The 18,871-nt window shown below is 47.1% G+C and carries 12 protein-coding genes and 1 pseudogene; 4 read left to right on the top strand and 9 right to left on the bottom strand.

Going from position 1 to position 18,871, the window contains the following annotated elements:
* Positions 1–24: 24 nt before the first annotated feature.
* The 4 genes from rbfA to rimP form a co-directional block, all read right to left on the bottom strand.
* Positions 25–399: a 30S ribosome-binding factor RbfA gene (gene rbfA / locus ACV7NC_RS03290; RefSeq protein ID WP_458154025.1), complete on the bottom strand. Its 375-nt coding sequence runs from the start codon at positions 397–399 to the stop codon at positions 25–27.
* Positions 400–426: 27 nt separating this feature from the next.
* On the bottom strand, positions 427–3,075 hold the full coding sequence (gene infB, locus ACV7NC_RS03285) for a translation initiation factor IF-2 (protein ID WP_458154024.1): 2,649 nt from the start codon (positions 3,073–3,075) through the stop codon (positions 427–429).
* Between the two features lie 78 nt (positions 3,076–3,153).
* The gene (nusA, locus tag ACV7NC_RS03280; protein WP_458154023.1) at positions 3,154–4,626 is read right to left on the bottom strand and encodes a transcription termination factor NusA; all 1,473 of its coding nucleotides are present in this window, start codon (positions 4,624–4,626) and stop codon (positions 3,154–3,156) included.
* Positions 4,627–4,651: 25 nt separating this feature from the next.
* Positions 4,652–5,080 carry a ribosome maturation factor RimP gene (gene rimP / locus ACV7NC_RS03275; protein WP_458154822.1) on the bottom strand — a complete coding sequence of 143 codons (429 nt, stop codon included), beginning with the start codon at positions 5,078–5,080 and terminating at the stop codon, positions 4,652–4,654.
* Between the two features lie 271 nt (positions 5,081–5,351).
* On the opposite strand from rimP, the gene acs reads away from it, so the two are divergent.
* Positions 5,352–7,322 (top strand): acetate--CoA ligase, encoded by a 1,971-nt coding sequence (gene acs / locus ACV7NC_RS03270; RefSeq protein WP_458154022.1) that lies wholly within the window; start codon positions 5,352–5,354, stop codon positions 7,320–7,322.
* 49 nt (positions 7,323–7,371) lie between these two features.
* Positions 7,372–8,337, top strand: coding sequence for an MBL fold metallo-hydrolase (locus ACV7NC_RS03265; RefSeq protein ID WP_458154021.1), 966 nt, complete (start codon positions 7,372–7,374; stop codon positions 8,335–8,337).
* 416 nt (positions 8,338–8,753) lie between these two features.
* On the opposite strand, the gene ACV7NC_RS03260 is transcribed toward ACV7NC_RS03265, so the two are convergent.
* The 3 genes from ACV7NC_RS03260 to ACV7NC_RS03250 all read right to left on the bottom strand — a co-directional run bounded on the left by ACV7NC_RS03260 (position 8,754) and on the right by ACV7NC_RS03250 (position 11,307).
* On the bottom strand, positions 8,754–8,948 hold the full coding sequence (locus ACV7NC_RS03260; protein WP_458154019.1) for a C4-dicarboxylate ABC transporter: 195 nt from the start codon (positions 8,946–8,948) through the stop codon (positions 8,754–8,756).
* A gap of 422 nt (positions 8,949–9,370) precedes the next feature.
* Entirely contained in the window at positions 9,371–10,603 is a 1,233-nt protein-coding gene (locus ACV7NC_RS03255) for an ExeA family protein (protein WP_458154018.1), read from the bottom strand.
* The gene (locus ACV7NC_RS03250; protein ID WP_458154017.1) at positions 10,603–11,307 is read right to left on the bottom strand and encodes an OmpA family protein; all 705 of its coding nucleotides are present in this window, start codon (positions 11,305–11,307) and stop codon (positions 10,603–10,605) included. Before ACV7NC_RS03250 ends, ACV7NC_RS03255 begins: the two co-directional genes overlap by 1 nt.
* A gap of 893 nt (positions 11,308–12,200) precedes the next feature.
* Between ACV7NC_RS03250 and ACV7NC_RS03245 the strand changes: the two genes are divergently transcribed.
* Entirely contained in the window at positions 12,201–13,685 is a 1,485-nt protein-coding gene (locus ACV7NC_RS03245; protein WP_458154016.1) for an IS5 family transposase, read from the top strand.
* 69 nt (positions 13,686–13,754) lie between these two features.
* Here the strand turns inward: ACV7NC_RS03245 and ACV7NC_RS03240 are convergent.
* Positions 13,755–14,797, bottom strand: a pseudogene (locus ACV7NC_RS03240) (IS110 family RNA-guided transposase).
* Positions 14,798–15,039: 242 nt separating this feature from the next.
* On the opposite strand from ACV7NC_RS03240, the gene ACV7NC_RS03235 reads away from it, so the two are divergent.
* The gene (locus ACV7NC_RS03235) at positions 15,040–15,933 is read left to right on the top strand and encodes an SPFH domain-containing protein (RefSeq protein WP_458154015.1); all 894 of its coding nucleotides are present in this window, start codon (positions 15,040–15,042) and stop codon (positions 15,931–15,933) included.
* 118 nt (positions 15,934–16,051) lie between these two features.
* On the opposite strand, the gene ACV7NC_RS03230 is transcribed toward ACV7NC_RS03235, so the two are convergent.
* Entirely contained in the window at positions 16,052–18,811 is a 2,760-nt protein-coding gene (locus tag ACV7NC_RS03230) for a valine--tRNA ligase (protein ID WP_458154014.1), read from the bottom strand.
* Positions 18,812–18,871: the final 60 nt, after the last annotated feature.

Genomic DNA, 18,871 nt, shown 5'->3' with positions numbered 1-18,871 from the left:
GAGCGCTGCAGATAGTTACTTTTATCAATCCGGCTGATGACTGGCTTTATCCAGTGCGATCGCTTCATCAATCAATTTCGACAGACGTATGCCGCGTTCAATTGATTCGTCATATACAAAATGCAGCTGCGGGATGACTCTTAACTTCATCCGATGAGACAGGTGGGTGCGCAAAAAACCTTTGGCGTGTTCCAAGCCTTTTTCAACCAGACTATGTTCATCAGAATTACCAAGCGCGGTATAAAAGATTTTGGCGTGGCTGTAATCGCGCGTTACTTCAACAGCGGTAATCGTGATTTGTTTCACTCGCGGATCTTTGATTTCATTTTGCAGTAAATCGGCTAATTCCCGCTGTATCTGATCGGCGACCCGGAGTGTGCGGGAGTATTCTTTTGGCATGAAATCTTGTCAATAATCCAGTAGTAATTATAAAGATCGGGCTGTTTCAACAATTTCGTAGATTTCCAACTGATCGCCTACTTGAATTTCATTGAAGTTCTTCAGCGATAACCCGCATTCAAAACCTTCTCTTACTTCTTTGACATCATCTTTAAAGCGTTTCAATGAATCCAATTCGCAGCTGTGGATCACTAAGCCATCGCGTAACACCCGGGCGAGTGAATTCCGCTTGACGATACCATCTAATACATAACATCCAGCGACTACCCCGACCTTAGGGATGCGGTAAATTTCGCGGATATCAACTAAGCCGATAATGTGTTCTTTGCGGTCGGGTGCCATCATTCCGGAAAGAGCCGCCTTGATTTCATCAACCGCTTCGTAAATGATGTTGTAATAACGAACATCGACACCAGTCGAAGCGATCAGTTTACGGGCGCTGGCATCAGCGCGGACATTAAAACCAATAATGACGGCTTTTGATGCCAGGGATAGATTGACATCCGATTCAATAATGGCTCCGACGCCGCTGTGAATGATGTTGACTTTTACTTCGTCAGTAGAGATTTTTTGCAAAGCGTAAGCCAATGCTTCACATGAGCCTTGCACATCGGCTTTGATAATGAGTGACAAAACCTTAACGTCTTCCTGTTGATCGAAAACGTTTTCCAGTTTTGCGGCTTGCTGTTTGGCCAGTTTTACATCGCGGTATTTACCCTGTCTGAAGAGTGCAATTTCCCGGGCTTTGCGTTCATCATCCAGCACCAGTACGGTTTCACCGGCTTCGGGAACCTCGGATAAGCCTTGTATCTCAACTGGAATCGATGTTCCTGCATGCTTAATAGCTTTGCCGTTTTCATCGTTCATGGCGCGAACTTTGCCATAAACCGCGCCCGCCAACAACACGTCTCCGCGGTTCAAAGTGCCCGATTGAACTAAAATAGTCGCTACCGGGCCGCGGCCTTTGTCCAAGCGTGATTCGATAACAACGCCTTTCGCGGGAGTGTTGATTGGTGCTTTGAGTTCAAGCACTTCCGCTTGCAATAAGATGCTTTCCAGCAGCGCGTCAATACCTTGACCGGTTTTGGCCGATACTTCCACGAACATGGTATCGCCACCCCAATCTTCAGGTACGACTTCATGATTGACCAATTCGTGCCGGATTCTTTCTGCGTTGGCCTCCGGTTTGTCAATCTTGTTGACTGCAACAATGATTGGAATTTTTGCAGCTTTGGCATGATGAACCGCTTCGATGGTTTGGGGCATAACGCCATCGTCTGCAGCTACGACGAGAATGACGATATCGGTAATTTTTGTTCCGCGCGCGCGCATGGCAGTAAATGCTTCGTGACCTGGGGTGTCGAGGAATGTAACCATACCGTGGTCAGTTTCGACGTGATAAGCACCGATGTGCTGAGTGATGCCGCCGGCTTCGCCGCCTGCAACCCGGGTGCGCCGGATATAATCAAGCAGTGAGGTTTTGCCATGGTCGACATGCCCCATGACCGTAACCACAGGTGCTCTGGAAACCATCTCAGCCGTTGTGATCGATGATTCCTGATCGGTTAGAAAGCTCTCGGGATTGTCCATCTCGGCATATTTTGCAATATGCCCCATCTCTTCAACCACGATCATAGCCGTATCCTGATCAAGCATTTGATTGATTGTTACCATGCTGCCCATTTTCATCAGCACTTTAATCACATCGGCAGCTTTTACCGACATTTTTTGAGCCAAAGCGCTTACTGAAATGGTTTCAGGAACAAGTATCTCGCGCACGATGGGTTCAGTGGGCGCAGAAAAACCATGGATGTTTTGTTCTTCGACGGGGTGGGGCTTGCTATGTTTTTCTCTGCGTGTACGCCAGCCTTGGCCGTTTGAAATATCGCCACGGGTTTTTACAGATCGTTTTTTGATACTTTCATCTTTCCATACGACTTGCTGTTTTAACTGTTTCTTTTTCTTATCAGTTTTTTCTTCAGCTTTTATAGCTGGTTTATGTAATGTTCCTTCCGTGGCACTAGCATGCGCTTCAACACCTGGTTGCGCAGTTTCAACTTTGCTTTTGGCATCCGATGGTGATTGAGAAGCGGTTTCTGGCGATGCGAGAGGTGGTGTTTGGATCGTAGGGGGTGTTTGCTCGGCGGAAGTTTTTGTTTCAGCAGTGATGCCTTGTGATTTTTCAATTTCTTCGGCTTTTTTACGAGCTTTCTTTTGCCGAATTTCTTCAGCTTGACGTGCAATTAATTCGGCCTGCTTTCTGGCTTCTTCATTGCGCAATGCCAATTGTTCTTCATCAATAATCGGCTGATTGGCGGGTCGATTCGTAACTTCCGGAGTCACAGGTTTTGTTGGTGCGGACTCGATTTCTCCGGAGATACACGGTTTTGACAGGACTCTCCTTTTTCTGACTTCGACTTGGATAGTCCGTGCCCGGCCAGTACTATCGGATTTGCGAATTTCAGAAGTTTGGCGGCGGGTAAGGGTAACTTTACTTTTGGTATCAGTGGCTCCATGGGTTTTTCTAAGATAATCCAGCAATTGCGCTTTGTCCTGCTCAGTTAAACTGTCTTCCACCAGCATCTTTTTAACGCCCGCGGCCTTCAGTTGCTCGAGCAACACTGTCGGCAACAAACCCAATTCATTTGCAAATTGTTCCACACTCATCTGAGCCATTTATAACCCTTCACCAATCCGTACTTCAAGCTGAATCTTGTAAAACCCAAGTTAATCCATTTCTCGCATGCCATTAAATCAAGTAAACCATGGTTCACGCGCTTTGATAATTAATCGATTGGCACGTTCAATATCGATACCGGTCATTTCGACTAGATCATCAGCGGCCAGGTCGGCTAAATCTTCTTGCGTGTTAATGCCGCGAGATGCAAGTTCCCTGACTATATTGATATCCATTCCTTCGATCGAGAGTAAATCCTCAGCGACGTGCTCAACTTTTTCTTCGTTGGCTATGGCATCCGTTAATAAAGCATTGCGAGCACGATTTCTTATTTCATTGACGGTCTCTTCATCCAATGATTCTATTTCCAACATTTCATTAAGTGGAACATAAGCGACTTCTTCCAGTGTCACGAAACCTTCTTGTAATAATATTTTGGCAATTTCTTCATCGACATCCAGTTTTTGCATGAAAAGCTGGCAGATTTGCGACGATTCTTGTTCATGTTTAGCCTTGGATTCTTCGACAGTCAAGATATTGAGTTCCCATCCTGTCAAATCCGAAGCCAAACGGACATTCTGCCCGCCGCGGCCGATCGCTTGCGCAAGATTATCATCGTCCACCACAATATCCATGCTGTGTTTTTCTTCATCCACCATGATACTGCTGATTTCGGCCGGGGCCAGGGCGTTAATGATAAAAGTTGCAGGATCTTCAGACCACAGCACAATATCCACCCGCTCACCGGCGAGTTCGCTGATAACCGCTTGTACTCGGGAGCCGCGCATACCGACACAAGTGCCGATAGGATCAATACGTTGATCATTCGATTTGACTGCAATTTTTGCACGGGATCCAGGATCTCGTGCCGCAGCTTTGATTTCTAGCAGACCTTCTTCAATCTCAGGAACTTCCAGTTCGAACAATTTCATCAAAAATTCCGGAGAAATTCGCGAGAGCTTTAATTGCGGACCTCTCGTTGAGCGATCAACTTTGTATAAATAGGCACGAACGCGATCACCAATACGCAGATTTTCTTTGGGAATCATTTGATCACGAGGCAACTCCGCTTCAATCTTTCCTGATTCGATGATCGCATTGCCGCGCTCAATTCTTTTGATGGTACCGGTAACTAAATAATCACCTCTTTCAAGAAAGTCATTCAGCGTTTGCTCGCGTTCAGCATCGCGAATTTTCTGGAAAATAACCTGCTTGGCTGCTTGTGCGCCAATACGACCAAACTCAATTGGTTCCAAAGGTTTTTCCAAATGCGCGCCGAGCTGGATTGTCGAATCAGATTTTAACGCATCACTTAAGGATACCTGGCGTGCGGGATCATCGACAGCACCATCTTCCACCACCAGCCAGCGGCGGAAGGATTGATGGTCCCCTGTCACTCTGTCGATAGAAACACGTGTATCGATGTCTTCTTGAAACCGTTTTTTAGTTGCAGATGCCAAGGCAAGCTCGAGCGCCGTAAAGACGATTTCTTTTTCGACCGCTTTTTCTCGTGCCAACGCATCAACCAACAGTAAAATTTCGCGGCTCATAACCCTCCAGCCTATTCTGTATGACTTACAATTTTGGTACCAAACGAGCTTTTCCAAGATTACTCAATTCAAGGTCTAGCACTTTTCCCTCAATCTCAAGCTTAATTATGCCATTATTTACTTCTCGCAAAATCCCAGTAAAGTTTTTTTGCCCCTGAACAGGAACATAGAGTTTCAATTTGATCATTTCTCCAATAAAGCGAGAAAAATCAGCTTCTTTTCGCAATGGCCGATCAAGTCCCGGTGAAGAAACTTCGAGCCGGCCATAGTCTATATTTTCAACAGCAAACAAACGGCTCAAGTGATTGCTGATCAAGACACAATCATCAATAGTGATGCCGTCAGGTTTATCTACAAAAATCCTGAGTAACTTGTTATGTGCGTGCCGCTCCACTTCGACCAACTCATAGCCCATCTCGTTTAGAGTTGATTCTAACAATTCTTCAAGTGCCATAGCTCCGCCACAAATAAAAAATGGGCTGCCAAAGCCCATCGAAATTATTGTATCCATTTTAACAAATATTTATGGATTATGGAATATAAACTTTTAGGCAACGCCGCTGTTGTAGCGTTTCTTGAGGTAGTTCTCCCAGTTTCAAAGTGATGTGATGTTAATTTGACTGTGGTTATCTATCGCAATCGTATGCAAAGAAGTGCTTATGGCAATTGGTGCGGATGATACAATTTATCGATTGAAGATTACATGGAAATCGGAGAATTTTTGCATGACAACCATCGAAACAGTATTGCATGAGACGCGCGTTTTTCCGCCATCAGAAGCATTCACCCGACAAGCCAATATTTCCGGTATGCAATCTTATCAAACGCTTTGTGACGAGGCGGAAAAAGATTATTTGAAGTTTTGGGGAAATCACGCGACCGAACAAATTGTATGGCATAAGCCCTTTACTCAAATTTTTGATGATCAAACACCGCCGTTTTACCGGTGGTTTGGTGACGGAGAATTGAACGTATCTTATAACTGTCTTGACCGGCACTTGGCAACCCAAGCTGACAAAGTCGCGATCATATTTGAAGCTGATGACGGTACGGTAATCCGATCCACTTATCGGGATCTGCATCAAAGAGTATGCAGGTTTGCGAATGCATTGAAATCGCTCGAAATCAAAAAAGGTGACCGGGTAATCATTTATTTGCCGATGGGAATCGAAGCGGTCGTTGCGATGCAAGCATGCGCCCGGATTGGTGCAATCCACTCGGTAGTTTTCGGTGGTTTTTCTTCGAAAAGCTTGCATGAGCGCATTGTCGATGCCGGTGCCGTGGCTGTTATCACCGCTGACGAGCAGATTCGTGGCGGCAAACATCATCCACTTAAGGAAACAGTAGATGAGGCACTACGTGCTGACGATACATTAACAGTCAAACGTGTGGTGGTCTATCAGCGCACCGGAACCCCAGTACCTTTCAATGCCGATCGTGACGTGTGGTGGCATGATATTACCGAAGCCGCCAGCGTAAGCTGTGAGCCGGAGTGGGTCAATGCCGAGCATCCATTGTTTACGCTTTATACTTCAGGATCAACCGGAAAACCAAAAGGCGTTCAGCATTCTAGTGCCGGATACTTGCTGGGCACAAAACTATCCATGTTGTGGATTTTTGATTTTAAACCGAATGACATTTTCTGGTGCACCGCGGATGTCGGCTGGATAACCGGCCATAGTTACGTGTGCTATGGTCCGCTGGCGATGGGTGCTACGCAGGTAATTTTCGAGGGCATTCCGACTTATCCCCATGCCGGGCGTTTCTGGGAGATTATTCAGAAACATCGGGTAACTACTTTTTATACCGCACCTACGGCAATTCGTTCATTAATTAAACTAGGCGCCGATTTGCCAGCTCAATATGATTTGTCATCCTTACGTTTATTGGGTTCGGTGGGAGAGCCAATTAATCCGGAAGCTTGGATTTGGTTTTATGAAAAAATTGGACGGTCGCGCTGTCCAGTGGTCGACACTTGGTGGCAAACCGAAACCGGTTGCCATATGATTGCACCGGCTCCTGGGGCGGTTGCACTTAAACCAGGTTCGTGCACGTTTCCCTTGCCTGGAATTTATGCTGCAATCGTTGATGAAGCGGGACATGATGTTGAAAAAGGAAAAGGGGGATTTCTGGTAATTAAGAAACCCTTTCCTTCACAAATCAGGACGTTATGGGGTGATCCGGAGCGCTTTAAAAAAACTTATTTTCCAGAAGATATCGGGCATGGTTTGTATTATCTTGCCGGTGATTCCGCTTATCGTGACATGGATGATTATTTCTGGATTATGGGGCGCATCGATGATGTTTTGAATGTATCGGGACATCGGTTAGGGACGATGGAAATAGAATCGGCGTTGGTGGCGCACCCGTTAGTGGCCGAGGCGGCAGTGGTGGGTAAACCCCATGAAGTTAAAGGAGAAGCTGTAATCGCATTTGTGGTTCTAAAAGGTCGCTATCCGCAAGCCGAAGAGATTGCAGACATTGTTCATACATTACGGGAGTGGGTGGCGAAAGAAATCGGCCCCATCGCAAAACCAGAAGAAATCCGCTTCGGCGAGAATTTACCAAAAACCCGATCAGGGAAGATTATGCGACGGTTATTACGAGCCCTGGCCAAAGGTGAAGAAATTACCCAGGATACTTCCACATTGGAAAATCCGGCTATCCTGGAGCAATTAAAGAAATCTGCACTTTGATTATGAATGGGCTATATAGCGGACGTAACGCGGGTCAGATTGGAGAAATATGACTTTACCAATTGTAATAGATTATGAAGATGGAATTTGTGCGATTGATGCTCAATTTCATCGTCCTCGGCGTGCTGCCATCCATTTGATTGTCGAGAATGGCAGCGCGGCGTTAATCGACACCGGAACGAATTTTTCTATCCCTGGTGTGGTCGCAACGCTTAAACAGAAATCCATTGCATTAGAAGCGGTTGAATACATCATACTCACGCATATCCATTTGGATCATGCGGGCGGAGCGAGTGCATGTATGCGCTTATTTCCAAATGCGAAGCTGGTTGTTCATCCACGCGCTGCAAGCCATATGGCCAATCCGGTTCGACTTGTGGCTGGCGCTATAGCCGTATACGGAGAAACAGAATTTAAGCGTGTGTACGGTGAAATCAATCCGATTGAAGCAAACAGGATCATCGAGGCTGCAGACAACAGTACCATTGCGCTCAATGGGCGTCCCTTATTGTTCATTGATACCCCTGGACATGCGCGCCACCATCATTGTATTTTTGATGCACGCAGTCAATCCTTTTTTACCGGTGATACTTTTGGCGTTTCATACCGGGAATTGGATGTCGATGGAATGGAATTTGTTTTTCCAACCACATCACCGGTGCAGTTTGATCCAACCGCTGCACATCATTCCATTGATCGCATCATGAGCTATCAACCTCGCCATGCTTTCTTGACACACTTTAGCCGGATCAGTCATCTAACTCATCATGCAGAAACTATGCATGATTTAATTGAAGCGCATGTTGCAATTGCACAACGGGCAAGGGAGCATCATGATCGAGCTATTGAGATTTCCAATGCTTTAAATGAAGTACTGCTTGATCGATTAACTAAGCACGGTTGCCGTTTACCACAGACTGAGATCAAAGAACTTTTGCATTCCGATATTCGCCTAAATACGCAAGGTTTGATTCATTGGCTCGATCAACCAACAGAGCGTTTTAAACAATTATGAAATGATCATTGAAATTTCTGATAATACTGCGATTAGAGGTCATTCATAGAAAAAGGGGTAAAGGCTACAACTTTATTTACCTTTACCCCTACTCCTAGCGGCTAGATTAATAATGGAAAGTTTTAAGCATATATCCTTTTATTGGAACGATATCCGGATTGCTTCGATGAACTATGGGCAAAAGCGATCACTAAATAGCTGACGTACAGAATCGCTCCCAAAATAACATCAGAAATGATCCATGACATTAACGATGAAGGTAAGTCAAATAGCGATAATACTGCGAAAAATATACCGCTGATGAGTAATAGGGTTGTTATAACCATTTGATTCGTTTTCATAGTAAATCCTTTTTACTGTGTGAGTAATTTTTAATTTAAATTTGGTGCTAGTGCATTCTCTGTTGCTAATATGAATCAGCGCATTCTCGGTTTAGAGATTCCTTTCGTCGAAGCTATGATCAAATAGCTGATATAAAGGATAACCGCGAGCGCGCCATCGGTAATAACCCACTCAATAATTGTTTGCGGCAATCCAAACATCGATAAGATTCCAAAGAATACTCCGCTGATTATTAACGCTGAAATAATGAAGATATGATTGGTGGACATGATTGACTCCTTCAAAAAGTTTAATAAATTGATAAAGAATTTTTTAACACTCATTTTGATATGAGTCTTCACAAAAAGTTCACACTTATTTCACATTTAATTTACATTTTTGAATTGCTGTGCATAGTCAATCCATTATGCAAATGAGTATCCTGCGGTAATACGGGAGTTTTGGGATCAAAATGAAGCGAGCCGGAAGCGCTTTCGCGAGAAGTAATGCAAGTTTGAGTCAGTAGTTTTATTTCAGAATGGAAAAAAGAGAAGCGCTAGTAAATCAGAAGACCAAATTTTTTACGAGAAGAGCATCACAAAAATAACCCGTGCTTGACGTAGAAAACGTAAAGACATGGGTCGATTGAATGAGGCCCTTGACTGCAAGTAATGTCTACAAGCCAAGAGCCATGAGTGAGCGCAAGAGTTGGTCAGATACTCACTAATTCCATGAGACATCCGAGCAATCCGGTTGCATCGGAGCGATGACAGAAGAAAAAAATACTTGAAATAAACGCGATCATCGATGAAACCAGCACGATTGCAGGGATTTTTAAGCTTTTCTGCTCATATTTGGCTTTGATTGTACTGGCGATCTCTTCGAACGATTTTTCCGATGTGTCGACTCTCACCGCAGAAATATCTTGCATAACATCCTGGATTACCTGGCTTTTATGTTCAATTTTTCTAGCGGCGAGCGCGGATGGTTGATCTTCAACGGTCGCAGACACAGTTGCCGGTGCAGCTGCCGTCACCGCTGTTTCTGAAGCGGGATCGGAATTTTCAAGCTGCGATTCTTGCCGCTTACGCTCTTGATTGTTGAGCATAATGATGTAATGAAATACATCGGTAACCAATCCCATTCGTTGGGTTGCTTCATAAATATCCTGAGCATCGACAACAGGTTTATTGCGCTCGTAAGCAACGTTAAATGACCGGTCGCACAAAGAATTGATAGTCCGCGGAGTTCCACCGCCACCGAATGCGATCGATAGCGCCTCCCAGCCGGTATTTGAAATCAGATTGGGCGAACCGCCTGCAATGTGAATGCGATGCTTTATGTACCTCAAGACGCCGTCTACATTCATTTTGCCGAGCGTTTCAAGGGCGGCGATGCGTTGTTTAAATGGCGCCATTTCCGGGCGGTTGATTTTTTCCATTAACTCATCCTGACCCAGCAATAATAACTGAATGAGTTTCAAGGATCCTTCTTCAAGGTTGTTCAATAACCGGATGCCATTGATAACATCCTCGGTCATCAAGTGGGATTCGTCGACAATGACCAGGCATTTTTTTCCTTCCGCATTGATTCGTAAAAGCGCATTTCTGATATCACGCATAACGAAAGTTTTTTCGGATGAGGACGGTTGTAAGCCAAGTTCCTGAGCCAAAAACAGGTAAAGATCCGAACTAGTCGCAGGCGGTTCGGCCATCCAAATGAGTTTGATATTATCAGGGAAATCCGCCTTAATCATTTGGCTCAGCGTAGTTTTTCCGGAACCGATGGGGCCGGTTACGACGATGAGACCTCGTCCGCTTTGCAATGAACCGGATATCTGCTTGCGGATGCGTGCGTGGTCACCTTGATCATAAAAGAACAGTGGGTCCGGCACATTCTCGAAGGGAAGTAAGTTAAGGTTGAAATGTTGAACGTACATGTGCATTAAATGTTTCCCTCCTTGGGTATGAGTTTTACTTCGACTCTACGGTTTTTCGCGCGGCCTTCTTCAGTGCTATTGGATTCGATCGGCCGGGTATCTCCATAACCCTTAATGGAGATTCTTTGCGGTGGAATACCATGAAGCATCAGGATATTGGCGATGGCTTTAGCGCGGCGGGACGATAACTCCAGATTATCACTGCCAACTTTTCCTGTCGGGATATTGTCGGTATGACCCTCAATAAGGATCAAACTTCCCGGTGATGCGTTGATTTCCTTAACAAGGTTTTCGATTGTGGAATAAGCGACGTCTTGGATAACATCTTGTCCGGAGCGGAATATTTTACCACCGAACACGATCAGCGTTCGAGATTGCGATTCTGCCTTGCTGTTGATTACATCTTGCGGCATGTGTTCCAGAACGTTGGATTGAGCTTCCTGTTGAGCAATCGTGATTCTGGTTTCTTCAACCGGTGAGGGTGAACGATGATCCTGAAAAGGTGTTTCATGATCCGTAAAATTTGGGAGTGGTGGAGACGGCGTTGGCGCAGCTGGCGGTGAATAGGCAGGTCCCGGCGTCAGAGCGATTTCCGCTGGCAAACTGATGGACGAAGAATGATTCTCGGGATTTTTAACAGCTTTGTAGATTATTAAGATTGTCAGTGAGAAAAATATCACTGAAAGACCATAAAAAATTGAGCGTATCATAATTTACTCGACATAGAATTACGGAAGTGGTTATTTACGAACTCAATAGCACATATCCTAGCTTACTCAAACCGGCTTTGTTATTTGTGCTTCGAAACGATCACGAAAGACGGATAGTGCCTGCCAATAATCGAAATGCACGAACAATGGAGGGCGAGAAGAAGAAACAGATCTATGAGACAGTCGCGCTGTATCATCGCCAGTTAATTCACCGCGTACCTTATTATTATAAATATTTATTTTCATACCGATAGTTCAATTTCTTGAATTTCTTTTTAGAAAAATGAGTTTAGTCTATAAATCTTAAGTAGAACAATATCATGGGGTTCTGAATTCTTGTTTGATTATCAATCAGCTTGCTGATTTTAGTTGCATACCTCACATCTCGCATGAGAGGAAATAGGAACTCAATAACGGAATATCTGAATGATAATTCTTTTTTTCAATAGGCTAACGAGGAAATAAGCGATTTTGCGGCTGCTTATTCGGTTTGACAGTATTTTTTCTAGCCGCTACCTTTTACGTAACTAAAATCGCGGTACATTACGGAAGCGCTTACATGGACACCGCCCGTTTTGCAAGCACTGATGTATAGAAACACAAGGTTCGATTGCACACTTACATTCGGCTTTTGATAAGAGCGTTTAGCTCAGAGCCCCTATGGTGTATTCGCCGGCGGGTCCCAATCTGAATGGCGAAGTCTGTTTGCTTCGAGAGCTTCCCCGGGTTTGGCCGCCGCGGTCCGACCTGTTTTTCCATCACATAAATGGTCAGTCCTGCAAAACACTTGGAGACCCTATAAATATTGGAATTCATGCGAATTAGCAAACGCTGAAATCCCTGGGAAATTATAATATAGGCATCAAAACCTGTGGGAATTAGGGGAAATTTAAATGCCGACTGATGATTTTTTTCGTGCCCGTCTCGACCAGATGATCGATCTGCACCATCCCTTGGCGGTATTGGCAAATCGACTACCGTGGCCCGCTATTGAAGCAGCCCTTGCACCAGCTTTCGAGCGCAAGAATCGTCAAGGCCGCATGGTAGAGTTCAGCGATATTTTCGGTACAACGTTAGCGACTGCGGGCACAGGAGTGAGTGCTGCGGGCCGGCCTCGTTTGCCCATCCGGTTGATGGCTTCCTTGCTGTATCTGAAGCACGCATTCAATCTGAGTGATGAAGAACTGGTGATTCGCTGGTCCGAGAATGTGGTCTGGCAGTATTTCAGCGGGCAGGCGTACTACACACCGAAGCTGCCCTGTGATGCTACTCAGATAGGCCGCTTTCGCACCGCGATTGGTGAGTCCGGTGTCGAAAAGCTGCTGCAAGCAACCATTGACGCAGCTGTGCGAGCGAAGGTGGTCAAACCGGCTGAATTCGAACGTGTCATCGTCGATACGACAGTACAGGAAAAAGCGATTGCGCATCCGGTGGATAGTCGCTTGCTGGAAATTGCGCGCAGCAAAATCGTACAGGCGGCCAAACGAAGCGGCATCACCTTGAAGCAGAGTTACGCCAAGGAAGGCAAGGAATTGCGCCGCAAAGCCGGTGGTTATGCCCATGCCAAGCAATTTCGCCGCATGCGCAAAGCCGTTAAACGCCAACGCACGATCCTTGGTATCGTGCTGCGAGAGATCAATCGGAAACTGGCGACGGCAGAACTGGAGTGCTCCGCATCGTTCCAACATCTGAACACGCTGCTGGAGCGAGTACAGCGGATTCACCAGCAGCAACCGAAAGACAAAAACAAACTCTACGCACTGCATGCCCCGGAAGTCGAATGTATCGGCAAGGGCAAGGCGCGCAAGCCTTACGAGTTCGGCGTTAAAGCCAGCATTGCGATCACGCACAAGAACGGCCTGATGGTCGGTGCAAAAACCTTCCCCGGCAATCCCTACGATGGCCATATCCTTCATAAGCAACTCACACAGACACAGACGTTACTCGAAAACGCAGGATCAACGCCGAAGCAGGTCATTGTCGATCTCGGATTTCGAGGCGTGGATGCCGACAACCCGGACGTGAACATCATCCATCGTGGCAAGTACAAGTCACTCACAACGCCGCAGCGGCGCTGGCTCAAACGTCGTCAGGCCGTGGAACCTGCGATTGGGCATTTAAAGTCGGATCACCGAATGGACCGCTGCTGGTTGCAGGGCAAGTTGGGAGATGCGCTCCATGCTGTGTTGTGTGCGGCGGGATACAACCTGCGCTGGCTGATGAGGGCAGTACTCCGCTTGGGGCTAAAAGGTATTTTGTTGCCCTTTGCCTTGCTGCAGTTGATCAACCGCTTCCGCGCAAAACAACCATATATGGGCGAAGCTTTCTTGTATACAAAGCTACCACCACGGTCATGTGAATTTTGCAGGGCCGACTAAATGCAAGCAATCGTGAATGAATATCCTCCTGTTAACGATGCTTCTGTTTTTTATGAATCGCTCATATCATCATGCTTCAGCAGCGTATCCAGCACGATAGGTTTCATTTTTAGCCAGCAATGCCCAAGCTACCCGGGCATTGTGATTAGCCAGCGCCACTGCTGCGACATTGGGATGACACCGCGCCAGCAATTGCGCAATCCAGGCATTGCCGGGCGGCTTACCGGCTTGTTGCCGGCACGTAAATGCCGGATTACAGCACGCGCACCGTGGATCATCAAAGTGCGCAGATAACGATCACCTCGTTTGCTGATTCCCAGCAGACGTTGCCGCCCGCCGCTCGATGCCTGGCGCGGCACCAGTCCTAGCCAAGCGGCAAATTGCCGTTCATTGGTAAATGCCCTTGCATCACCTATCGCTGCAGCAATCGCGGTAGCGCTTATGACGCCCACACCAGGAATCCCGGCCAAGCGTTGACTCGCTTCATTGCTGACGTGCCATTGCTGAATCTTGTGCTCCAGTAGCGCAATCCGCTCATCGAGTGCCGATAATTGATCCCGCAACACAGCAGCCAAATCCCGGCACATCGGCGGTAACTCATCGCCAGTATCTTCCAATAGTTCCGGCAGTCGTTTCCTGAGCGCACTGGGGCCTACGGCAATCACTATACCAAACTCCAGCAGCATTCCACGTATGTGGTTGATTAGCGCGGTACGCTGTTCAACCAATAACCGCCGGCTATGATGCAAGTGCAATACCGCCTGTTGCTGCGCCGACTTAACCGAAACAAAGCGCATCCCCGGGCGTTGCACTGCTTCACAAATGGCTTCCGCATCGAGCATATCCGATTTGTTCGACTTCAAATAGGGTTTGATGAATCTTGCCGCCATCGGCCGCACCGTATGCCCCAGCTCGCTCAGCTTGCGTGCCCAGTAATGCATGCCGCCACAGGCTTCCAGCCCAATCCGGCAAGGTTCGATCTTTGCAAACCACGACAGTACCTCGCTTCGCCTCAATTGCTTGCGCTCCACCACCCGTCCTTGCGCATTAACAGCATGTACCTGAAAAACATTCTTTGCCAAATCCAAACCAACTACGCTAATCTTATCCATGGATGCCGCCCTCCAATTTTGAGTTGATGATTGAAAGCCAACTGTGGCACATTGCGATGCCGTTGTCAGGAGGGCGGTGTCCATTCCATCTGATTAATTCGGCGAACGAGATGAAGCACGAGGCGCACAGCACACAGCGACCGAGACATATCAACAAGATAGGCGAGGGAGCGAGTACCGTGCAACGAAGCAATTCGCTCGTGCAGTCAATTAATCAGCGCTTTCTTACAGGAGGAATTAACTTGGATAATAGATCTGGCAGCAATGCAATTGGAACCGATGAACAAATTATTCCGGGCGCCAACGGATGGTTGATGCTGATGCTGTTGATCGCTGCAATGCTAGTGGGGATCTTTCTTGTGGCGACACCGGGGATACCGGTCAAGAATATTTTTGGTGGCGTGCTACTGACCATCACCTTGTTTTTATGCAAAGGTTTATTCACCTTAGAACCGAATCAGGCTGCGGTAATGGTCTTTTTTGGCAGATATGTCGGCACCGTTAATACCAGCGGTTTCTTCTGGGTTAATCCATTTTATAACCGGACAAAAGTATCGCTACGCATCAATAACTGGAATACTCCGGTGCTAAAAGTCAATGATGAACGCGGCAGTCCTATCGAAATTGCTGCGGTCATTGCTTGGCGAATTCAAGATACCGCTCGGGCGGTTTTTGATGTGGAAAGTGCAATGAATTATTTGCAAATTCAGAGTGAATCCGCTGTTCGTCAAGTGGCCAGCAGTCATGCCTATGACGATGCCGAAGGGGGGCAACGTAAGAGCTTGCGGACCGATCTGGAAGCAATTGCGGCGGTGTTACGTGAATCGATTCAGCAGCATGTGGATGTGGCGGGTATTGTGATCGAGGAAGCTAAAATCGCACATCTTGCTTATGCGCCAGAAATCGCTAATGCGATGCTGCGGCGTCAACAAGCGGAAGCGGTTGTAATGGCACGCCAAAAGCTAGTGGATGGTGCGGTCGGAATGGTCGAGGTGGCGTTAAAAAGATTGGAGGATCAGCAGATTGTGTCACTAACGCCGGATCAGCGTGCGGTGTTGGTAACCAATATGATGACGGTATTGTTATCGGAATCGGGCGCACAGCCGGTAATCCAGATGGCGCAATCCACCCAATGACATTTGTATTGCACCCACTGGTTGGTATCGGTGGGTGCAGGTTGTCGATTTTTTTGTTAAATAAATGGTTTGCGAATGTAATTGATTGATTGGGGTTGGCAAAACCTGCGGACAGAACTTATCCGTTCAATTTACGTAATTGTTCTTTAAGAGTCTCAAGCTTTGCTTTAAACCCCGCCAAACGTGTTTGCTCCTGTTCGACGACTTGCGACGGGGCGCGTTCAACAAAACTGGGATTTGAGAGTTTGCCATCAGCTTTCGCAATCTCTGCTTCTATACGGCTGATTTCTTTACCTAAACGTTCCCGTTCCGCAGCAACATCGATCTCGATTTTCAGCATCAATTTAAAGTTACGGACGATTGCAACCGGTGCATCGGCATCGGGTAACTCATTCAGCTGAATATCGACCGCGGATAGCTTCGCAAGCGATAATAGGTAAGGTTTGTACTTTTCCAATAAAGATACATTACCGGCCGCGAGCAACGGAACTTTGAGCGCGGGAGAAATATTCATTTCACCGCGCAAGGTTCGACAGGCATTGACTAATTCTTTGAGCAGCAAGATATTTTCAGTCGCTTGCTGATCAATCTTGCTCTGATTCGCAACTGGGTATGGCTGGCACATGATGCTGGCACCCGATTTTCCAGCCAAAGGCGCTACTTTTTGCCACAATTCCTCGGTAATGAATGGAATGATCGGGTGAGCAAGCCGCAGCATTGCTTCCAGCACGCGTACCAAAGTCCGGCGCGTTGCCCGTTGGATCGCATCCTGATCGGAGCCGAGCTGTATTTTCGCCAGTTCCACGTACCAGTCACAATATTCATCCCAGACCAATTCGTAGACTTCCCGCGCAGCCAAATCAAAGCGGTAATTGCCGAATGCCTGGGCAACCGCCAGTTCCGCTTGCTGTAAACGGCTGATGATCCACAGATCGGCAGCGGAGTAAGTCAGTGGCACGGATTCGTCTATACCGGTATCTTTGCTCTCGCAATTCATCAGCACATAGCGTGTTGCATTCCACAGTTTGTTACAGAAGTTGCGGTAGCCTTCGCAGCGCTGCATATCGAATTTAATATCGCGGCCATGTGACGCCAGGCTGGCAAAGGTAAAGCGCAAGGCATCGGTTCCAAAGGCAGGGATGCCCTCAGGGAAATGCTTGCGGGTGGTTTTTTCAATCGCATCGGCTTGCTTGGGATTCATCAATCCGGTGGTGCGCTTCGCAATCAGATCGGGCAAGGCAATGCCGTCGATCAGATCCAGCGGATCGAGCACATTGCCTTTGGATTTGCTCATCTTTTGCCCCTCGGAATCGCGGATCAGTCCGGTAATATAAACTTCCTTGAATGGTACTTTGCCGGTGAAATGTAACGACATCATCACCATGCGCGCAACCCAGAAGAAAATGATGTCAAAACCGGTGATGAGCACCGAAGTTGGCAGAAAAGTTTTGAGTTCTGCGGTGTCATTCGGCCAGCCGAGTGTGGAGAATGGCCAAAGCGCCGAGGAGAACCAGGTATCGAGCACATCTTCATCTTGGATAAGATCGGTTTTGCCTGATAGTTGCTGCGCTTCAGCCAGGTCATGCGCAACCGTGACATTTCCATCCTCGTCATACCAAGCCGGAATGCGATGCCCCCACCACAATTGCCGGGAGATACACCAATCCTGAATGTTCTCCAACCATTGGTTATAAACATGAGTCCAGTTGTCCGGCGTAAAAGTAATCTCGCCATCGGCAACAACTTGCAACCCACGCTTGGCGAGTCCTTCCATGGCAACATACCATTGATCGGTTAGCATTGGTTCGATGATGGTATTGGTGCGATCGCCGCGCGGAGCCATCAATTTGTGCGGTTTTGTTTCGACCAGGAACCCTTGGTTTTCGAGGTCTGAAACGATCTTTTTCCGAGCTTCAAAACGATCCATGCCTTGATAATTCAATGGCGCTAGATCGTTGATTTTGCCATCCAAAGTGAAGATATTGATGGCAATCAACTGATGCCGCTGGCCTACTTGGTAATCATTAAAATCGTGAGCAGGCGTGATTTTGACGCACCCGGTTCCAAATTCCCGATCGACATAAGTATCCGCAATAATGGGGATTGTGCGCTCGCATAATGGCAATCGGACATGCCGTCCGATCAGATGCTGATAACGTGGATCTTCCGGATGAACAGCGACCGCTGCGTCACCCAGCATGGTTTCCGGGCGTGTCGTGGCAACGATCAAGGCTTCTTGTTCGGAAATACCATTCGCTGGCTCGAGTGGATAGCGGATGTGCCATAAGGAACCATTTTCTTCAGTGGAAACTACTTCCAGATCGGAAACCGCAGTTTGCAGCACGGGATCCCAATTTACCAGCCGTTTACCACGATAGATTAATCCTTCTCGATAGAGCCGGACAAACACTTCGGTAACTGCCCGTGATAATTCCGCATCCATGGTAAAGCGCTCGCGTGTCCAGTCGCAAGAGGAACCCAATCGCCGCATTTGTCGGGTGATGGTGGAGCCGGATTCTTCTTTCCATTGCCAAACACGCTGTAAAAAGGCTTCGCGGCCCATTTCCCTGCGATTCAATTGCTGCTGATCCAACTGCCGTTCAACCACGATCTGGGTTGCAATGCCGGCATGGTCGGTACCCGGTTGCCATAAGGTATCGTCGCCAAGCATGCGGTGATATCGCGTCAAAGCATCCATCAGGGTGTGTTGAAACGCGTGCCCCATATGCAACGTGCCTGTGACGTTGGGTGGCGGCAACATGATGCAATAAGCAGGCTGTTCGCTGGAGATTGCAGGCTTGAAATATCCATTTGATTCCCAGACGGAATACCAACGGCTTTCAATCGTTTTAGGATCAAAACTTTTATCGAGTTCCATGGAGTTTATGTTTTAGTTGGAAGATGCAAAAACAGCCATTATAGCGGAAGGCATTTGACC

The organism is Nitrosomonas limosa (assembly GCF_054188085.1).
The sequence above is the reverse complement of the archived record's forward strand: the minus strand, read 5'-3'. Positions and strand labels throughout refer to the sequence as shown.